This window comes from Xanthomonas sp. SS, from assembly GCF_014236835.1.
Classification (GTDB): Bacteria; Pseudomonadota; Gammaproteobacteria; order Xanthomonadales; family Xanthomonadaceae; genus Xanthomonas_A.
The window spans coordinates 4,457,337-4,473,778 of the sequence record NZ_CP051190.1 but is presented as its reverse complement, the minus strand read 5'-3'; the positions used below and the strand labels follow the sequence as shown (position 1 = coordinate 4,473,778).

Annotated in this window: 15 protein-coding genes; 9 read left to right on the top strand and 6 right to left on the bottom strand. The window is 67.4% G+C overall.

The features are described 5' to 3' along the window. Positions 1-46 precede the first annotated feature (46 nt). Both HEP74_RS18840 and HEP74_RS18835 read left to right on the top strand, forming a co-directional pair. A complete protein-coding gene (locus HEP74_RS18840; RefSeq protein ID WP_255427794.1) occupies positions 47-1,141 on the top strand; it encodes a hypothetical protein in 1,095 nt (364 codons plus the stop codon). Between the two features lie 186 nt (positions 1,142-1,327). Beyond that, the gene (locus HEP74_RS18835) at positions 1,328-2,026 is read left to right on the top strand and encodes a DUF4142 domain-containing protein (protein ID WP_255427793.1); all 699 of its coding nucleotides are present in this window, start codon (positions 1,328-1,330) and stop codon (positions 2,024-2,026) included. A gap of 39 nt (positions 2,027-2,065) precedes the next feature. On the opposite strand, the gene HEP74_RS18830 is transcribed toward HEP74_RS18835, so the two are convergent. Both HEP74_RS18830 and HEP74_RS18825 read right to left on the bottom strand, forming a co-directional pair. After that, positions 2,066-3,376 (bottom strand): M1 family aminopeptidase, encoded by a 1,311-nt coding sequence (locus HEP74_RS18830; protein WP_255427792.1) that lies wholly within the window; start codon positions 3,374-3,376, stop codon positions 2,066-2,068. 95 nt (positions 3,377-3,471) lie between these two features. Continuing rightward, on the bottom strand, positions 3,472-4,476 hold the full coding sequence (locus tag HEP74_RS18825; RefSeq protein WP_185816708.1) for an alpha/beta hydrolase: 1,005 nt from the start codon (positions 4,474-4,476) through the stop codon (positions 3,472-3,474). A gap of 174 nt (positions 4,477-4,650) precedes the next feature. Here HEP74_RS18825 and HEP74_RS18820 point away from each other — a divergent pair, with 174 nt between their 5' ends. Both HEP74_RS18820 and HEP74_RS18815 read left to right on the top strand, forming a co-directional pair. Next, positions 4,651-5,625: a polysaccharide deacetylase family protein gene (locus HEP74_RS18820; RefSeq protein ID WP_185814157.1), complete on the top strand. Its 975-nt coding sequence runs from the start codon at positions 4,651-4,653 to the stop codon at positions 5,623-5,625. Between the two features lie 99 nt (positions 5,626-5,724). Beyond that, a complete protein-coding gene (locus tag HEP74_RS18815) occupies positions 5,725-5,940 on the top strand; it encodes a hypothetical protein (protein WP_185814156.1) in 216 nt (71 codons plus the stop codon). A 175-nt stretch (positions 5,941-6,115) separates the two neighbouring features. On the opposite strand, the gene HEP74_RS18810 is transcribed toward HEP74_RS18815, so the two are convergent. Further along, on the bottom strand, positions 6,116-7,405 hold the full coding sequence (locus HEP74_RS18810) for an acetamidase/formamidase family protein (RefSeq protein ID WP_185814155.1): 1,290 nt from the start codon (positions 7,403-7,405) through the stop codon (positions 6,116-6,118). 260 nt (positions 7,406-7,665) lie between these two features. Between HEP74_RS18810 and HEP74_RS18805 the strand changes: the two genes are divergently transcribed. Beyond that, positions 7,666-8,289: a DUF2076 family protein gene (locus HEP74_RS18805; protein WP_185814154.1), complete on the top strand. Its 624-nt coding sequence runs from the start codon at positions 7,666-7,668 to the stop codon at positions 8,287-8,289. 643 nt (positions 8,290-8,932) lie between these two features. Here the strand turns inward: HEP74_RS18805 and HEP74_RS18800 are convergent. After that, positions 8,933-10,150: a glycoside hydrolase family 30 protein gene (locus HEP74_RS18800; protein WP_185814153.1), complete on the bottom strand. Its 1,218-nt coding sequence runs from the start codon at positions 10,148-10,150 to the stop codon at positions 8,933-8,935. Between the two features lie 459 nt (positions 10,151-10,609). On the opposite strand from HEP74_RS18800, the gene HEP74_RS18795 reads away from it, so the two are divergent. From HEP74_RS18795 to HEP74_RS18785, 3 genes are all read left to right on the top strand, one after another. Beyond that, positions 10,610-12,697, top strand: coding sequence for a beta-galactosidase (locus HEP74_RS18795; RefSeq protein ID WP_185814152.1), 2,088 nt, complete (start codon positions 10,610-10,612; stop codon positions 12,695-12,697). A gap of 175 nt (positions 12,698-12,872) precedes the next feature. Further along, on the top strand, positions 12,873-13,610 hold the full coding sequence (locus tag HEP74_RS18790) for an AAA family ATPase (protein WP_221893136.1): 738 nt from the start codon (positions 12,873-12,875) through the stop codon (positions 13,608-13,610). A gap of 133 nt (positions 13,611-13,743) precedes the next feature. Beyond that, positions 13,744-14,064, top strand: coding sequence for a DUF3817 domain-containing protein (locus HEP74_RS18785; RefSeq protein WP_185816706.1), 321 nt, complete (start codon positions 13,744-13,746; stop codon positions 14,062-14,064). A 101-nt stretch (positions 14,065-14,165) separates the two neighbouring features. On the opposite strand, the gene HEP74_RS18780 is transcribed toward HEP74_RS18785, so the two are convergent. Then, a complete protein-coding gene (locus tag HEP74_RS18780; RefSeq protein WP_185814151.1) occupies positions 14,166-14,699 on the bottom strand; it encodes a hypothetical protein in 534 nt (177 codons plus the stop codon). Between the two features lie 349 nt (positions 14,700-15,048). Here HEP74_RS18780 and HEP74_RS18775 point away from each other — a divergent pair, with 349 nt between their 5' ends. Continuing rightward, entirely contained in the window at positions 15,049-15,297 is a 249-nt protein-coding gene (locus HEP74_RS18775) for a hypothetical protein (RefSeq protein WP_255427791.1), read from the top strand. 29 nt (positions 15,298-15,326) lie between these two features. Here HEP74_RS18775 and HEP74_RS18770 read toward each other — a convergent pair whose 3' ends face one another. Continuing rightward, positions 15,327-16,418 carry a DUF1615 domain-containing protein gene (locus tag HEP74_RS18770; protein WP_185816705.1) on the bottom strand — a complete coding sequence of 364 codons (1,092 nt, stop codon included), beginning with the start codon at positions 16,416-16,418 and terminating at the stop codon, positions 15,327-15,329. Between the last annotated feature and the right edge of the window lie 24 nt (positions 16,419-16,442).

Genomic DNA, 16,442 nt, shown 5'->3' with positions numbered 1-16,442 from the left:
CAGATAACCGACAAACCCACCACGCGGCGCCAATTCCAACGCGATAGTGTCATGCGCGTGGCGGCGCCGCGCAGCCAATTCCGCTTGTTCGTTATCACATCGCCTCGGTTCGATCGTTGGGGGGCGAACGTGCATCTTATTCAGGCTGTGGGCGCAATGCGTGCCAGGCTTGTCATGCGCGCGAGGTTGGTGCAGCGTGCGCTCTCATGGAAGCGATGGCATGCGACTGATGCAGAACGACCAGGAACAGCGTCCCCCGGCCACGCGGCTCTACGCGCTGCTGGCGCGCGATGCGCGCAGCGGCGTGATTTTCCGCCGCGGGCCCAGCAAGCAGGTGCAGCTGATCCGCTGGGACCTGCGCGACGACAGCTTCGAACACGGGCAGTGGTTCAAGGGCCGCATCTATGAGCGGCGTTGCGATCTGTCACCGTCGGGCAGGCTGCTGGTGTATTTCGCGTCCAAGCAGCATGGTGATTTCGTCACCTGGACGGCGGTGTCGCGCCCACCGTTCTTCACCGCGTTGGCGCTGTGGCCGAAGGGCGACTGCTGGGGCGGCGGCGGCATGTTCGAGGACGAGCGGACGCTGCTGTTGAACCATCGCCCGCAGCAAGGCCGCGATCCCTTTCCGCTGCCGACCGGCTTCCAGGTACCGCACGACATGCAGGTCCGGCCGTTCGGCCGTGGCTCTGGCGGCGGCGAAGACCAGCCGATCGATGGCGTGCTGCGGCAGCGCGACGGCTGGCAGGCGATCGATGCGGGTGCGGGCGAAACCGGCGGCATGAGTTCCACCACGCTCTATCGCTTCAACTGGCCGCGTGTATGGGAGAAGGCTGGCGCCAGCGGACGCCGGCTGCAATCGCTGCTGCATGCGATCGGCCGCGAAAACGAAGCGTGGTACAGCCTGGATCATCGTGTGCTGGATCGCGACGGCGCCGTGCTGCTGGACCTGCCCGGCACCGACTGGGCCGATTGGGATGGCGGGGACCTGGTGTTCGCCCGCAACGGTTGCCTGTATCGCCTCGTCAAAAGCGATTTCCGGCGCTATGCGCAGGAAGGCGAAGCGGTTTTCCGTTTGTTGCACGATTTCACCGGCGCGCGGTTCGCGCCGCTTGCGCCTGCGGCGGATGCGCTCAAGTACTGAGTGATGCACGCGCAGGCATGCGATCGATCCTGACGATCGACGTGCAGCGCATCACGAAGAGCGGCGGTGTCGGGAGCGCGATGTCCCCGCTCGCCGCCGTCCGTCCGGAGGTGGCGATACGCCGACGTGCAATCCGCCGAGTGCGCATTGCGTGAAGCGGCGAACTGAAGAATTCAGGAAAATTGCATGAGCCTTCTTCACCTGCATGGCGCGATGCTGATGCTCCCATCCAAGAGGGAATCGCACATGAAACATTCACTGTTGGTCCTGTCCGTCGCGGCTGCGCTGGCCATCGCGGGCTGCAAGCCGAACAAGGACAACGACGTGCCAGCACCCACGGCCGACACGCCGGCCGCCGCAAGCACCGAGCCGACGCCGGTGGGCGGCGCCGCCACCCCCACCACGCCGCCGGTCGGCGAGGCGAGTCCGGCGCCGGAGGGCGCTGCGCGCGCGAGTTCCGGCGATGACATCGCCTTGGGTTTGCTGGGAGCGGTCGACAAGAACGAAATCGCCGCGGCGAAGCAGGCGCAGGAAAAGAAAGTGACAGGCGCGGTGCTGGACTACGCGAAGATGATGGAGAAAGAGCACTCCGAGAACCTGGAAAAGACCAAGGCGCTCGGCACGCTGGCCGAGACGCCCGACGTCAAGCAACTCGAGAACAAGGGCGAGCAGGAGCTGACGACGTTGGGCCAGAAGTCCGGCAAGGACTACGCCGCGGCCTATATCGACGCGATGATCGCCGGGCACAAGGATGCTTTGCAGTTGATCGACAAGCAGATGATGGCAGCGGCCTCGACGGAGCCGGTCAAGGCGCACCTGGCCGAGACCAAGACCCACGTCGAGCAGCATCTGGCGAAAGCGGAAGCGATCAAGAAGGCGATGTGAGCGCGGGGCGTGGCAGGTCGTCGATCTGCCACGCCTCGTTCATCGGGTCGGCGCAGCAGTTGCCGTCGCAGGCGGTATCGCGGCTGGCGCCGGCTCAGTGGCGCCATAGACCCATTCGGCGAAGACGGCCGACAGGTCCTGTCCACTGGCGCGCTCCATCGCGGCCTGGAAATCGCGGCTGGTGACGGTCTTTCCGGCATGGCCGCGGGTGAATCCACGGATGCCGTTCCAGAAGGCCTGTTCGCCCAGGCGCTCGCGCAAATGTGCGAGGAACAGCGCACCCTTGCTGTACTGGACCGCGCGGCGCATGCCGAGGGAGGGATAGCTGCCCGACCAGGCCAGCGGCTTGTCGAATCCCGCGGCGCGGGCGCGCTCGAGCCGCCGCTGCGCCTGTTCCAGCTCCTGCCGGTAGGCGTCCGCTCCGACTGCCTGTTCCTTCCAGGCTGCGGTCATGAAGGTGGTAATGCCTTCGTTCAACCAGAAGTCCTGCCACGACGCGCAGGTCACCAGATTTCCCCACCACTGGTGGGCCATCTCGTGGGCCACGATCCACGCCTCTGACGGTGCCTGGTTGTCCTCTTCCAGTGCCTCCTGGCCGATCAGGGAAAACGTCGCGGCTTCCTGTGCTTCCTGTCCCGGCACCCGCAATTGGGTGTAGCGCCGGTCGGGCAGCGCGATGCCGGCCTTGTCGGCCAGGAAGTGCGCGATGCCCGGCGCCTGTGCGAACGCTGCCGCCAGGTCGGTCCCTTGCCCGGTGGCGTCCATGTACACCAACTCGCCCACGTCGGTCTTGACCGTTGCCTTGGCGAAGGTTCCCGCGGCGAAGCCGAACAGGTAGGCGGAGTAGGGCCGTGTGGAGCGCCAGCGATGCAGGACCAGGCCATCGCGGCGCGCGCGCAGCGGCAACGCCTTGCCGACGCCCAGCGAGGCCGTGCCTGCCGGCAGCAGCAGGTCGAGCGCGAACTCGGCCTTGTCGCCGGGTGTGTCCTGCAGGCAGACCATCCAGTCGCAGGCGAAATAGCTGCTGTAGACGCCGTCGCCGGCGCGGATCAGGCCGCGCGCCGGCACGCCTTCCAGCGCGAAGCGGAGCGTGGCGGTCGCGCCCTTCTGCAGCGGCACGGGCAGGTCGAAGACAATGCCCTCGGCGCGCCTGACCACCGTCACCGCGCGCCCGTCCAGCGTCGCTGCGTGCAGCCGCAACACGTTGGGCGAGAACACCAGTTGCGACACCCGCTGCGTGCCGCGCAGGGTGATGCTCTGTGTCCCGGCGACGGCGGTGGTCACCAGATCGGGCTGCAGGGTCACCGCGTAGCGTTCGACCTCGAATCCCGTCCCCGGCGCCGGCGCCATTGGCGGTTCCGCCGCGCCCGCGGCAGCCGATGCGGCGGCCAGGACAACCAACGCTGCGCGTACGTACCGGTTCGCCCATCGGCGCGGCGGTCGTGTCATCGGGGTTCCTTGGTACCCAGCAGGTATTTCAGCCCATGGGTGAGCCCGCGCGGCGCCACGCTCAGATGATCTTCGTCGTTGAGCACGTCCAACTGCAGCTGCAACGACGGATAGCCCCGCGCGCGCAGCGTCCGCGTCATCTCCTGCGCATCCGACACCATGTCGTAGTTCTGTCCATAACGCCGCTGCTCGTATTCGCCGACGTACATGTAGACCTGTGCCGGCAAGTCCTTGTGGCTGGCGGCGAAGGCCTTTTCCTGCGCCTGCATGGCGTGCTCGCCGTACCAGTAGGACGGGCTGCCCAGGATGTAGCCGGAAAACATGTCCGGCGCGGTCAGCAGGATCTGCGCGCCGAGCAGGCCGCCGTAGGAGTGGCCGAGGAACAGGCGCCGGTGTTCGTCGGTGCGATAGCGCTGCGCCACGAACGGCAACGCCTGGTCGCGCAGATAGGCGATGTAGGCGTCCGCCTTGCCATGCGTCGCGTTCGGCGCCGCGTCCGCTCCGCCTTCCGGCGTCGGGGTGTAGTCGCGTCGCCGGCTCGGCATGGGCTCGTCGCCGATCGCGTAGGAAAGGCCGACCAGAATGAAATCGTCGATGGCCGGCCCTTCGCCGTTCAAGCGCCGTGCGATCTGCCGGACCAGAGGAAAGGAGTAGTCGGCGTCGGTGACGTAGAGCACGGGATAGCGGCGGCCGGGGTCGTCGGCATAGGAACGCGGCAGCGCGACGAATACTTGATAGTCGCGGCCTGAAACCGGGTCGGGCACGTTCCAGACCTGGCTGTCCGCGATTTCGTAAGGCTTTCCTTCGCCGCGTTGCGCGCCGGCGACCGACGCCATGGTGCGCGCGGCCGGCGTTTGTTTCGCCGCGTGTTGCGCGGACGTCGGCGCCGGTGCCTGCGACGTATCGGTACAGGCGACCAGAAGCACTGCAAGCAATCCCGCCGACAACGATTTGTTCAATCCCGATCTCCTGGCCGCATTGGCTCGATTGGTCCAACGCATGGACAGGGCCGGATCATGCCATGCCGCAACGCTGCCCTGCTGTTTTCGATCGAAGAGCTCGGCAAGCCGACGACGGCGCGGAAGCTGCGCCAGCGATTGGCGCGGTACGCGCGCCATGGGCATGGAAGCGACCGCAGCCGCTAGACTTGCGTTCTCCGGAATCTGGTGAGGCCGATGAACCGCTACTGCTTCGTGTTGCTGGCCTTGCTGGCCTTGCTGGCCGTATTCGGTGTCGCGCAGGCGCAAGACGAGCGCCGTATCGCCGTGACCATCGACGATCTGCCATGGCAGCGCATGGGCAAGACGCCGGCCGCGCAGGTGCCGGCGTTCCATGCGCAGCTGATGGCCTCGTTGCGGCAGGCGAACGTGCCGATCGTCGGCTTCGTCAACGAGGACAAGCTCGAACAGGATGGCCAGTTGCAACCGCAGCGGGTAGCGATGCTGCGCGATTGGCTGGATGCGGGCTACGAGTTGGGCAATCACACCTACGGCCACGTGAATCTGCACGAGGTGGGGTTGCCGGCCTACGAGGACGCGATCGTGCACGGCGAACGCACGCTGCGGCCGCTGCTGGCCGAGTACGGGCAGCCGCTGCGCTGGTTCCGCCACCCCTACCTGGCGACCGGCCGCAGCGATGCCGATCGCGAGGCGGTGGTCGCCTTCGTCGCCGCGCGCGGCTACCGCATCGCGCCGGTCACCGTGGACAACGGCGATTGGGTGTGGGCCTTCGCCTATGCGCGGGTGCTGGAGACCGAGCCGGACGGTGCGGCGCGCGCGGCCACGCTGCTGCGGCTGCGCAAGGGCTACGTGCCGTACATGCTCAACAAGCTGGACTATTTCGAGGCGCAATCGCAGCGCCTGTTCGGTCGCCGCATCGCGCAGGTGTGGCTGATGCATGCCAACGAGTTGAACGCGGTCGCGTTCCCGGAACTGATCGCCGCCACGCGCCGCCGCGGCTATGCGTTCGTCACCCTGGACGAAGCGCTGCGCGATCCGGCCTACCGGCACGCGGAGGGCTATACCGGCGGCGGTGGCATCAGCTGGTTGCACCGTTGGGCCATGGCCGAGCACAAGCCCAAGGACTTCTATGCCGGCGAGCCGGCGGTGCCGGGTTGGGTGTTCGCGCTGGCCGGGATCGATTCGGAATAGGGCAGTCGGGTCGGGTCTGCCTGGGCGCGCGTGCAGCGTTCACTTTCCCGCGAGCCGCCGTGCTTCACGCTGCCCACTTCGCGCTTCCCGCCAATGCCCATGCCCACCTCCAAAACACCGCCCTGGAAGAAACCCAAGCCGCGCGGCCAGCGTTCGCAACCGCTGTCGCCTGCGCAGAAGGCCGCGGCGCGACAGCGCGCAGAAGAGAACGGCCGCCCGTATCCGAACCTGATCGACAACATGTGGGCAGTGCGTCTGCCGCGCGGCGAAGACGCGGCGGACGCCGCCGTGGAGGACGACGCCGTGGAGGAATAGGCGTTGCCTGCGCATAGGGTTGTAGCGGATGGAGCGAGTCGCGGTGTGTGACTTGGAAGCAGTGCCGTTCGTTCCTGGGCCATCGCGCGCGACGGGCATTGCCGGTAACGCGCGTCGCGACTGAAGTCGCTTCCACAATGGCCGTGCTGGCTGCAACTGCGTCGGCGAATGCGTTTCAGCGCGCCGGCGCATCCAGGGTGCGCAACACCGACTTGTCGATGCTGGCGGCTACGCCGATGCTGCGCCCGGCGAGATTGGCCACCCGGTACTGCACCGCCACGCCCAGCACCTGGGTGGCCTGCGCCAGCGACAGGCCGTAGTCCTGCTGCAGCCACTGCAGCATGCCGGAAGTGGCCACGCGCAGCGCGTCGTCGCTGGAGCCGGCCTGGCCCAGGGTCATGATCTGCTCGGGCGATTCGACCCGCGGCATCGCGATCGCGCGGTGTTTGATCAGTTCGACCCGCAGTTCCACGTCCAGCGACGTCTCCAGCGCCCACTGCGTGGTCTCGCCATCGCCCTGCAGCGCGTGGCCGTCGCCGAGATAGAGCAACGCGCCCGGCTGTTGCACCGGCAGATACACGGTATTGCCCTGGACAACCGCATTGAAGTCCATGTTGCCGCCGCTGGCGCCGGTATCGCCGGTGGACAGGGCGGCGCTGCCGAAGCCGGGCGCTAGCGCCAGGCCGCCGAGCATCGGTCGCAGCGGGATCGCGAAGTGCTTCATCGGCCCTTCGCCGTCGACGGGATGCGCGAGCGCCGCATCGCGGTCCAGGCGCCAGCGCACGTGCTTGCCAAGTGCGCTGGCCTGCGCGGCCACGCGCGGGGTCTGCAGGCGCCCGACCAGGCCGTCGAGGCTGTCGGCGGAGTCGCGGTTGAGCCGCAGCGAGACCACGTGGATGGCGAGCGTATCGCCCGCTTCGGCGCCGACGACGAAGAACGGCCCGACCTGCGGATTGCCGAACAGCGCGCGGGTGACGCCGCCCGCATCCACGCCGCCAGAATCCAGCGTCTTTGTGCGCAGCGTATCGCCCGGCCAGAGCATCAGCACGGGTGGGCGATCTGCACTGAAGGTATTGGCGTAGTCGCTGGGCACGAAGTCGTGGGTGCGCGGCGCGGCGGTGTCGCGGGTCGGCACGCGCCATGCGTCGAAGGCGTGGTTGGCGCGCATGTCGGCGGCATTGGGATCCGGCTGGTCGCTGCGGCCGCGCATGCGTTGGCCCTCGACGCGGCCGTCGAAGCGGTAGACGCTGCCGTCGGTGGAGGTGGCCACGAAGGCGAGCGCATCGCCATGGCGGGTGCCGCGAACCGGATCGTTGTCGAGCCGACCCTGCAGTTGCGTGCCGGTCGCATCCAGCTCGAGCGTCTGATAGCTGCGGTTGCCCCACAGATCCGTGGCCACGATCCATTGCTCGCCGCCCCATGCCGGCGCCGATGCGAGCAATGCCAGCGCCGGTATCCATCGCATCCTTCGCCACTGCATCGTCGTTTACCTTGCGTAGCCGTATTTGACTACAAGTGTAGTCATCGGCGATTGCGGCGGAAATGCCGGAAGTCATGCCGGAATCGGCGTGGGTGCCGTCGATTGCGCCCTGGTGCAAGTGCGCCGGCCTGGTGGCTTTGATGAATGTCGCCGCACCAGGACGCGCAGTGGCCCTTGGCGGTGGCGCGTCCGTGCCCATGCTGTGCCTGCCGGCATCGAGCCGGTCACCTCCTCCAGGTATTGGTATGACTCCGCAAGAACAACAGCTCCTCGAAGATTTCCTGGCCCGCGTGCGCAGCGCCGGCGGCGTGACGATGGATCCGCAGGCGGACGCGCTGATCCGCGAGCGCCTGGCTGGCCAGCCGGATGCGGCCTATCTGCTGGTGCAGCGGGCCTTGCTGCTCGAACACGCACTGGACAGTGCCAAGGCGCAGATCGCGCAGCTGCAGCAGGCCGCGCCGCCGCCGCCGCCGGCCACCAGTTTTCTGGGCCAGGGATTCAATGCGGCACCGCCGCCGTTGCCGCCGGCCCCCGCGCAGCAGGCCGCACCGGGTTGGCGCGAGCGCCTGTTCGGCGGCGGCGCCAGCGTGCCGGACCAGGCGCAGGCCGCGCCGGCCGCACGCGGTTCTAGTTTTCTCGGCACCGCGGCCACCACGGCCGCAGGCGTGGCCGGCGGCATGTTCCTGTTCGAAGGCGTGGAGAGCCTGCTCGGCGGCGGCCACCACGGCGGCTTCCTGGGCGGCGGATCGTCGCAGCCCACCGTGGTCGAGAACGTCACCAACAACTACTACGACGATGCGCCTCAGCAGGACGCCGGCCAGGACTTTTCGGACGACACCAGTCTGGATGGCGACGACAACTGGACCTAGGGATCTGGGCGTTCCGCTCGGCAGGCATCTTGATGGGGCCACCGAGCGGAACTTGTAGCGTCATTGCGCCTGCGATGTCTGTCAGCCCGTGACACTTTCCCTGCTCTTCATCAGGCTGTCGCCGTATGGCCACGTTCCACTGTCCAGCGTGGATGCTGCATTAGCGGATGCCGGGTCGGACTTGCCGCGGGTCCCAGTCTTATGCCGGCGACAAGGCATGAATCCAATCTTTATCTATTCACTTTTTCTTTTTTTAGCTGGGAAATTTTAAGGAAGTAGTTGATAAATATGGTGGTAGGTAGCCAGATTGGTTTGACTATCTATTCATGAATCTATTCAATCGAGCCTCATGGACGCTCCCCGCTCCGCGAGTTGACCGCTGATGCGGGGCAGCGGGGCGTCGGCGCCGACGCAGCTGCCTGTGCATGTCGCCAGGCCGATAAGAACCGAGCGCCTATCCATCCGTCTGCATGCGGAAATCGTCTGCACGCGAAATGCGGCGCCTGAGGTTGCGGCACGGTCGCCACGCCCAACGCGCAGCATGCGTGGCCGGACGAATCTGCGGCCCGTCGGGCCGCAGATCCTCCCTGCATCGTGCGCTGTGGGCGAACGGACATCTGTCCGGGCGCCGCAACGCAAACGCTCAGTTGCTGATGAACGTCGCCACGCTCTGCGGATCGACGTAGAACGCGGTCTGGCCGTTGCTGACCTGGTACGCGCCGCCGTAGCCGACGTTGACGCTGGCCGAGGTGCTGTACTTGGTGAAGCTGGCGGCGCTGCCGCTGGGCAGGGTGACCTTCAGTTCGCGGTACTGGGTGCCGGTGTTGACCGCGACCAGCACGATCTTGTTGTCGGCGCGCTTGTAGGCGGTGACGGCGACATCGCTGTAGGGCGCGGCGGTCGCGCCGATCCGCTTGGCGCCGGGGCGTACGAAGCGCGCGTACTGCGCCATCGCGTACCCGCGCTTGCTGACCGCGCCGCCCTCGGTGATCAGGCCGTAGCTGCGGCGGATGTACCACCAGATGTAGGCGCTGTAGTTGGCCGCCATGCTCTTGTGCAGCTCGCTGGCCACGCCGAGCGCGGACGGCCAGGCGTTAGCGTCGGTATTGTCGGTGTAGTGCTCGGTCATCCACAGCTGCTTGCCCTTGTTGCGCGCCAGCGGATAGTCCTTCGGCTGCACCCCGTACAGATGGCCGCCGATGATGTCCACGTGCTGGCTGGCGCTGCTGTTGAGCAAGCCATCGGTCAGGTTGGGATTGAAGTTCAACGATTCGGCCGCGAGCACTTTCAGGTTGCCGAAGCTGGCGCCCTGGGCGCTGAGGAAGTTGGTGAAGTCGCTGCCGTTCCATTCCGCCGACTCGTAGTCCGGGTGCCAGTCCGGCTCGTTCTGCACGGACAGCGCATACAGCGGCGCGCCCTTGCTCGACATGTAGCTGGAGAAGTCCAGCAGGTGCTTGGCGTAGGCGCCGTAGTACTGCGGCAGCAGCTTGCCGCCGTTGTTGAGGCTGTTGTTGGACTTCATGTACGCAGGCGGCGACCACGGTGTGGCCAGCAACACCGCGCCATGCGAGCGCGCGCGCACCGCGGCCGGGACCTGCTGGCTCCAGCCCGAACTGGAGGGGTCGATGCGCATGCGCATGATCGACAGGCCGATCTGGCCGTTGTCGCTGCCGAAGGCCAGATCGACCTGGGCCGGGGTGAGGTCGGCGATCCAGCCGGCGCCGCTCATGCCGCCGAATCCCTGGATGGTCTGGTAGGTCTGGCTCGGGGTGACGGTGACGTTCTGTGCCAGGACGGGCGCGGCCGAAAGGACCGCTGTGGTCATCGCCAGCAGGGTGGCGAGGATCCGTGGTGTTCTCATGTGTGTCTCCGGGGGAATGCAACAGGGGGTGTGACAGGGCGTGACCCTACGCCGTCGACATGACATAGACAATCGGTGCATGCGCCAACTGCGGCAACTGAGATGCAAGGCGCAGGGAGGCAGGGATTGCATTCGCGAAGGCGCAGGACAGTCGCGCGCTTGTCTCAGGACACGTGCATGCCGATCAGAGATGTCGCCACTGCCGCACAGGCTGAGCATGGTGCGTGCCTATCTGCGAGGCATCATGTGTGCGTGTGCATGCCGGAGCTTTGCAAGACGCCTGATGCTGCGCCGCGCAATCCTGTGCCGCGCAAAACCGCGGTACTGCCGATTTTGTGCACAGTTGCGCATCCAGGTTCGGCAAGTTGCGCAAGTGCGCGCGTAGTGCATGCGTGCACAATGGCTGTTGGCGGCCGCTCGTTTCACCGGCCGTCCTTCCCTCTATCGACGAGTCTGTCTATGCCATCGCCTTCCTGGTTTCTGCAGCGCGCGATCGCGCTGTCGTTCGGCGCGCTGTTCGCTCTTGCGGCAGCGATTCCCGCTGCGCATGCGCAGGCCACGCGCTACGCCGATGCCGCGCCGTTGCTGCTGGGCGTGGCCTGGTATCCGGAGCAATGGCCGGAGGCGCAGTGGGAGCACGACCTGGCATTGATGGAGGCGGCGCACGTGCGCGTGGTGCGGATCGGCGAGTTCGCCTGGAGCCGCATGGAGCCGCGCGAGGGCCAATACGACTTCGCCTGGATGGATCGCGCCATCGCCGCGGCGGCGCGGCACCACATCGTGGTGGTGCTCGGTACGCCGACCGCGGCGCCGCCGGCGTGGTTGACCCAGGCCTATCCGGACACGCTGCGCGTCGGCGAGGACGGCGTGCGCGACGAGCACGGCAATCGCCAGCAGTTCTCCTTCGCCAGTGCGCGCTACCGCCGTTTCGCCCATGCCATCGCCGAGCAGATGGCGCAGCGCTACGGTCGCAACCCGCATGTGGTCGGCTGGCAGCTGGACAACGAATACGCGCAGGCCTCGTTCGATCCGGAGGCCAAGGCGCAGTTCCATGCCTGGCTGCAGCGCAAGTACGGCAGCATCGAGGAATTGAACCGGCGCTGGGCCACCGCGTACTGGAGCCAGACCTACAACGACTTCGTGCAGATCCCGGTGCACGAGGACGGGCAGAATCCGGCGCTGCTGCTGGAGTGGAAGCGCTTCGTCAGCGACACCTGGACCGACTACTCGCGCAACCAGATCGACGCCATCCGCCCGCATGCCGATCCGCGCCAGTTCATCACCACCAACACCATGGGCTGGTTCGCCGGCTTCGACGCCTACAAGGTGCACGATGTACTCGACATCGCCGCGTGGGACGACTACGTCGCCGGCGAGCGCTACGACTGGGTGGACAACGCGGCGCGCCACGATCTCACCCGCGGCTACAAGCAGCGCAACTACTGGGTGATGGAAACGCAGCCGGGCTTCGTCAACTGGCGCGCGACCAACGTGGCGTTGCGCAAGGGCCAGGTGCGGGCGATGGCCTGGCAGGCGGTGGCGCACGGCGCCGATGCGGTCGCGTATTGGCAGTGGCGCGCAGCGCCGAACGGGCAGGAGGAATACCACGGTACCTTGGTCGGCGCCGATGGCGAGCCGGTGCCGGTGTATGCGGAGATCCAGCAGGTCGGCGCGGAGTTCGCCAAGGCCGGCGCGGCGCTGGCGGGCACCGCGCCGCACGCGGACGTGGCGCTGATCAACGACTTCGACAGCCGCTGGGCGCTGGGTTTCCAGAAGCATTCGGCCGACTTCGATCCGGTGGTGCAGATGAAGTCGTTCTACCGGCCGCTGCGGCAGCAGGCGCAGGTGGTCGATGTGGTCTCGGCGCTGGCGCCGCTGGACGGCTACAAGCTGGTGGTCGCGCCGTCGCTCAACGTGCTCAGCGAGGCGCAGGCGCAGCGGCTGAAGGCCTATGTCGAACGCGGCGGGCATCTGGTGCTGGGCCCGCGCAGCGCGATGAAGAACGCCGACAACGGCCTGCAACCGCAGCGCCAGCCCGGGCCGCTCGGCGAGCTGCTGGGCGGCCGCGTGCAGCAGTTCTATGCGCTGGACAAGCCGATCCCGGTTGCCGGTGCGGCGGGCGAGGGCATTGCGAAGATCTGGGCCGAGCAGTTGCAGGCGCGTACGGCGCAGACCGAGGTGCCGTTGCGCTACGGCCAGGCCAACGGCTGGCTGGACGGCGAGCCGGCGGTGCTGACCCGGCGGGTCGGCAAGGGCCGCATCAGCTACGTCGGCGCCTGGCTCGACGACGTGACCCTGGATCGCCTCACCGGCGACTGGCTGCGCGATGCGCAGGTGCGCGCGCCGCTGGCGGACGTGCCGGAGGACGTGGAGGTCGGCGTGCGCAGCGACGGCCGCCGCCGCGTGCTGGTGCTGATCAACCATGGCAGCGATGCGCAGCAGGTGCGCCTGCCGGCGCCGATGCGCTCGCTGCTGGGCGCGGGTGCGGCCAGCGACGTGGTGCAGTTGGCGCCGGAGGGCGTGGCGGTGCTGGACGATCGCCGCTGAGTGCGGTTGCGATGCGCGGCTGACATCGTGCGGCCGATCCGTGCATGCGGCATGTGCGGATCGGCGCAGGAATGACATGGCGGACACTTCGGGCTGCGCGCGCATTGCGTGCAGCAAGCGTCGCCGCGACACTTGATGCCGTTGTGCCTGCCTACCGCCGGCCGGGAGGGAACCCGTGCGCGCGATCGATGCCGAGCACTATCTGATGGATGTCACGCTGAAGGAGGACCGCGTGCCCTCGATGCAGGCCTGGCCGTATTCGCTGCCGGCGGTGCGCAACCTGGGCGTGCTGCGCTTCCATCCGAAGGTGACCTTCATCGTCGGCGAGAACGGCAGTGGCAAGTCGACCCTGCTGGAAGCGATCGCGGTGGCCTGGGGTTTCAATGCCGAGGGCGGGACCAGGAATTTCAACTTCAGCACGCTGGCGTCGCATTCCAACCTGCACGACGCCTTGCGCCTGGGCCGCAGCGGCCGCCGCCCGCGCGACGGGTTCTTCTTGCGCGCCGAAAGCTTCTACAACGTCGCCAGCGAAATCGAACGACTAGGCGTCATCGACAGCTACGGCGGCGTATCGCTGCACGCGCAGTCGCACGGCGAGTCGTTCTTCGCGCTGATGCTGCACCGCTTCGGCGGCAACGGTTTCTATGTGCTGGACGAGCCGGAGGCGGCCTTGTCGCCGTCGCGGCAGATGGCGATGCTGACGCGGCTGCATCAGCTGGTGCAACAGCGCTCGCAGTTCGTGATCGCTACGCATTCGCCGATCCTGATGGCGTACCCGCATGCGGACATCCTGCAGATCGGCGAGGATGGATTGCAGCGCGTGGCGTACCGCGACACCGAGCACTACCGGCTGACGCGCGCGTTCCTGGAGCAACCGCAGCGCATGCTCGATGCGCTGCTCGACGACGAGTGAAGCCGTATTCGCCGCGGCCAAGCGCCGAGGGCCGGCGCCGGGCCTGTAGAATGATGGCGCCAGCGGGCGTCGCCGCCGCCATCGCGTCGCGGCGTCTTCCTTCCCACTGGAGTTGCCTGTGCCTTCCCATCCGATTTCGCCTGTCGGCCGGCTGTTCGCCGCCGCCGCCTTCTTCGAGGGCCTGACCTGGGCCGGCCTGCTGCTCGGCATGCTGCTCAAGTACGGCACCCAGACCACCGAACTGGGCGTGTGGCTGTTCGGCCGCCTGCACGGGGTGGCGTTCCTGGTCTACCTGGTCGCGAGCGTGATCGCTGCGGTGCGCCTGCGCTGGCCGTGGTGGGCGTGGCTGCTGAGTCTGCTGGCGGCATTGCCGCCGCTGGTCACGGTGCCGCTGGAAATGTGGTTCCGCCGCATCGGTTTGCTCGGCTTGCCGCGGCAGGGCGTGGTGCGATAGCGGCAATAGTGCCGATCACGCGCCGCTCGGCTCTTCTGCTCGGCGCAAACAAAAAAAGCGGCCCGGAGGCCGCTTTTTTCTTGTCCATTGGCGCCGCAGGCTCAGCCGCTGGTCACCAGATGGATGCGGTGCTTCTTGGCGTAGGCATTCTGCGCGGCGTCCAGCGCCGTCGCTTCCTTGTCGAGGGCGTCCGATTCGGTGTTCAGCCGTTCCAGCAGCGGCTGCACCTGCGCTTCGGTGTAACCGTCGGGCAGCGCGGTGATTTCCTGCAACGTCGCCAGCACCGTGTCGGTCTTCTTGTAGTAGGCCTTCAGCATGGCGTCCATGTCCTGCGCGTCTTCGGGAATGCCGAAGCCTTCGTAGCCCGTGTTGGAACTGGCGACCTGCTTGCGCGGATTGTTCAGCGCGTTGCGGTGCGGCTGCATCGACTTCAGTTCGCTCGCATCGGCCAGCAGCTGCTCGCCGCGCTCGCCGCCGATCCACGGCTCGGTCACCGAGGTGACGCCGTTCCAGGCCGAGACGTTGTAGGTCAGGTAGTCCTCCGGCGACATGTTCTTTTTGCCGGTGGTGGGATCGCAGGCGGACAGCGCGGCCGCGCACAGGGCCAGCAGGACGAGGGTGAGAAGATTTTTCAAGAGGGGTTTCCTTGGTGGGAACGCGCTTTCCGCCGGGTGACCGGCCTGGGAGCGCAAGGCAAGGAAATCGACGCGTGCGGCATGCCGGGGCGAGGCCGGCGCGATCATCCTTGATGGGTGCAATGGCGGCAGTCCGGGCCGGTAACGCGTTCTGCGCAAGCGATGCGCGGCAAGTATAGCGGCAACGCTGCGCAGGCGCAGTTTGCGCGCGCCAGCCGCTGCGGCGGCTCTAGAATGCAGGCCATCAACGCAGGCAGTGGAGACGATGGGAAAGCGTCGACGACGGCAACATGGGAGCGCAGCTGCGCGCGGATCCGGCCGCCGCCTGCCCGCCTGGTTGCGTTGGCCGGTGTCGCTGCTGGTCGTCGCGCTGGCGGCGGCGAGCGCCTTGTTGAAGCTCTACCTGCTGGTGAAGGCGTTGCTGAGCGGCGTGTACACGGGCGGATCGCGCTTCGGCTCGCCCCAGGTGTATCTGCTGGACACCGATCCCGGGCGCTATTGGTTCTGGATGGCATGGGACGGGGTTTTCACCGTCCTGTTGCTGTTGCTGGCCGTGGCCATCGCGTGGGTGTTCCTGGTGCTGGACAAGCCGAAGTAGCCCGGCGGCGGCGGGACATGCCGCTGCAGTCACTTGCCCATGCAGCGGCGCCAGCGTTCGGCGACGCGCTGCGCGAACCAGGCGGTGGTGAGGGTGCGGGTGATCTTCGGGCTTTCCAGGGTGATGCCGGGCAGGATCGCGCGCGGCAGCGGCTTGCCTGCGTTGCGTTCGGCCAGCGCGAACACCTTGCGGTAGAGTGCGGTGTCGCCGAAATCGGCGGCGTTGCCGCGCTGCAGGGCGCGGCGGATGTCCTTGTCGTCCAGCGCCAGGCGCGAGCCCAGGCCGCGCGCGGCACGTTCGGTGGCGCCGGGTTGGTCGATGTCGCTGCCGGGAATCAGCAGATCGCCGTCCAGGGCCAGGGTGGTGCCGCTGGCCTTCGCCAATGCCGCCTGGAACGCCGCATTGCGGCTGGCGTACCAGCCGGCGTTGAAATCGGCGAAGCGGTACAGCAGCGCGTCGTAGTCGCTCGGGTAGCCGAGCAGATGGCGGGTGCCGAACCACACGCCGCCGCGGCGACCGAATACCTCGTGGCGCACCGTGTCCTGCAGTGGGTACGGGTAGCCATCGGTATGCGCCTCGGCGAAGGCGATGCTCACCTGCATGGGCCCGCCGGTATGCACCGGGTTGAGGTCGCCGAACAGGCGCTGGCCCAGCGGCACGCTGCTGGCGAAGTCTTCGAAGATGGCGCTCAGTTCCTGCTCGGTGCGCGCGGCGGCGATGCGTTCGCCGTAGCTGCGGCCATTCGGTGAATTCACCGCCAGCGCGGCGTCGAGCATGAACACGGGCACATGCAATGCGGACGCGCGGCGGCCGAGTTCGGCGCGCGAGATCTTGCCCAGGCCGGGCACCGGCGGATTGGCCTGGTAGGTGGATTCCTGTTCGATCACCGCCAGCACCGCGCAGATGTTGTCGGCGCTGGTAGCCAGTTCCTGCGAGGACAGCGCCACGTACACGTCGTTGGCCCAGCCGCTGCGGTCGGGGATCGCGGCCGGGATGCGCCGCGCGATGTCGGCCTTGATCTCGGTCGGCGTGCGCTCGGGCGCGCGCGGTGCCTGCGTGGCGCAGGCGCCGAGCAGCAGGGTGGCGCACAGGGCGAGCAGGCGGGCGGATGTGGATGCGATCACGTGCGGCTGGGCTCCGAAGGC

Coding starts and splice junctions, on each gene's coding strand:
- HEP74_RS18835 (WP_255427793.1), top strand. CDS start 1,328: ATGAGCCTTCTTCACCTGCATGGCGCGATGCTGATGCTCCCATCCAAG.
- HEP74_RS18830 (WP_255427792.1), bottom strand. CDS start 3,376: ATGGCGCCGGCGCCGGGGACGGGATTCGAGGTCGAACGCTACGCGGTG.
- HEP74_RS18825 (WP_185816708.1), bottom strand. CDS start 4,476: ATGCGTTGGACCAATCGAGCCAATGCGGCCAGGAGATCGGGATTGAAC.
- HEP74_RS18820 (WP_185814157.1), top strand. CDS start 4,651: ATGAACCGCTACTGCTTCGTGTTGCTGGCCTTGCTGGCCTTGCTGGCC.
- HEP74_RS18815 (WP_185814156.1), top strand. CDS start 5,725: ATGCCCACCTCCAAAACACCGCCCTGGAAGAAACCCAAGCCGCGCGGC.
- HEP74_RS18810 (WP_185814155.1), bottom strand. CDS start 7,405: ATGCGATGGATACCGGCGCTGGCATTGCTCGCATCGGCGCCGGCATGG.
- HEP74_RS18805 (WP_185814154.1), top strand. CDS start 7,666: ATGACTCCGCAAGAACAACAGCTCCTCGAAGATTTCCTGGCCCGCGTG.
- HEP74_RS18800 (WP_185814153.1), bottom strand. CDS start 10,150: ATGAGAACACCACGGATCCTCGCCACCCTGCTGGCGATGACCACAGCG.
- HEP74_RS18795 (WP_185814152.1), top strand. CDS start 10,610: ATGCCATCGCCTTCCTGGTTTCTGCAGCGCGCGATCGCGCTGTCGTTC.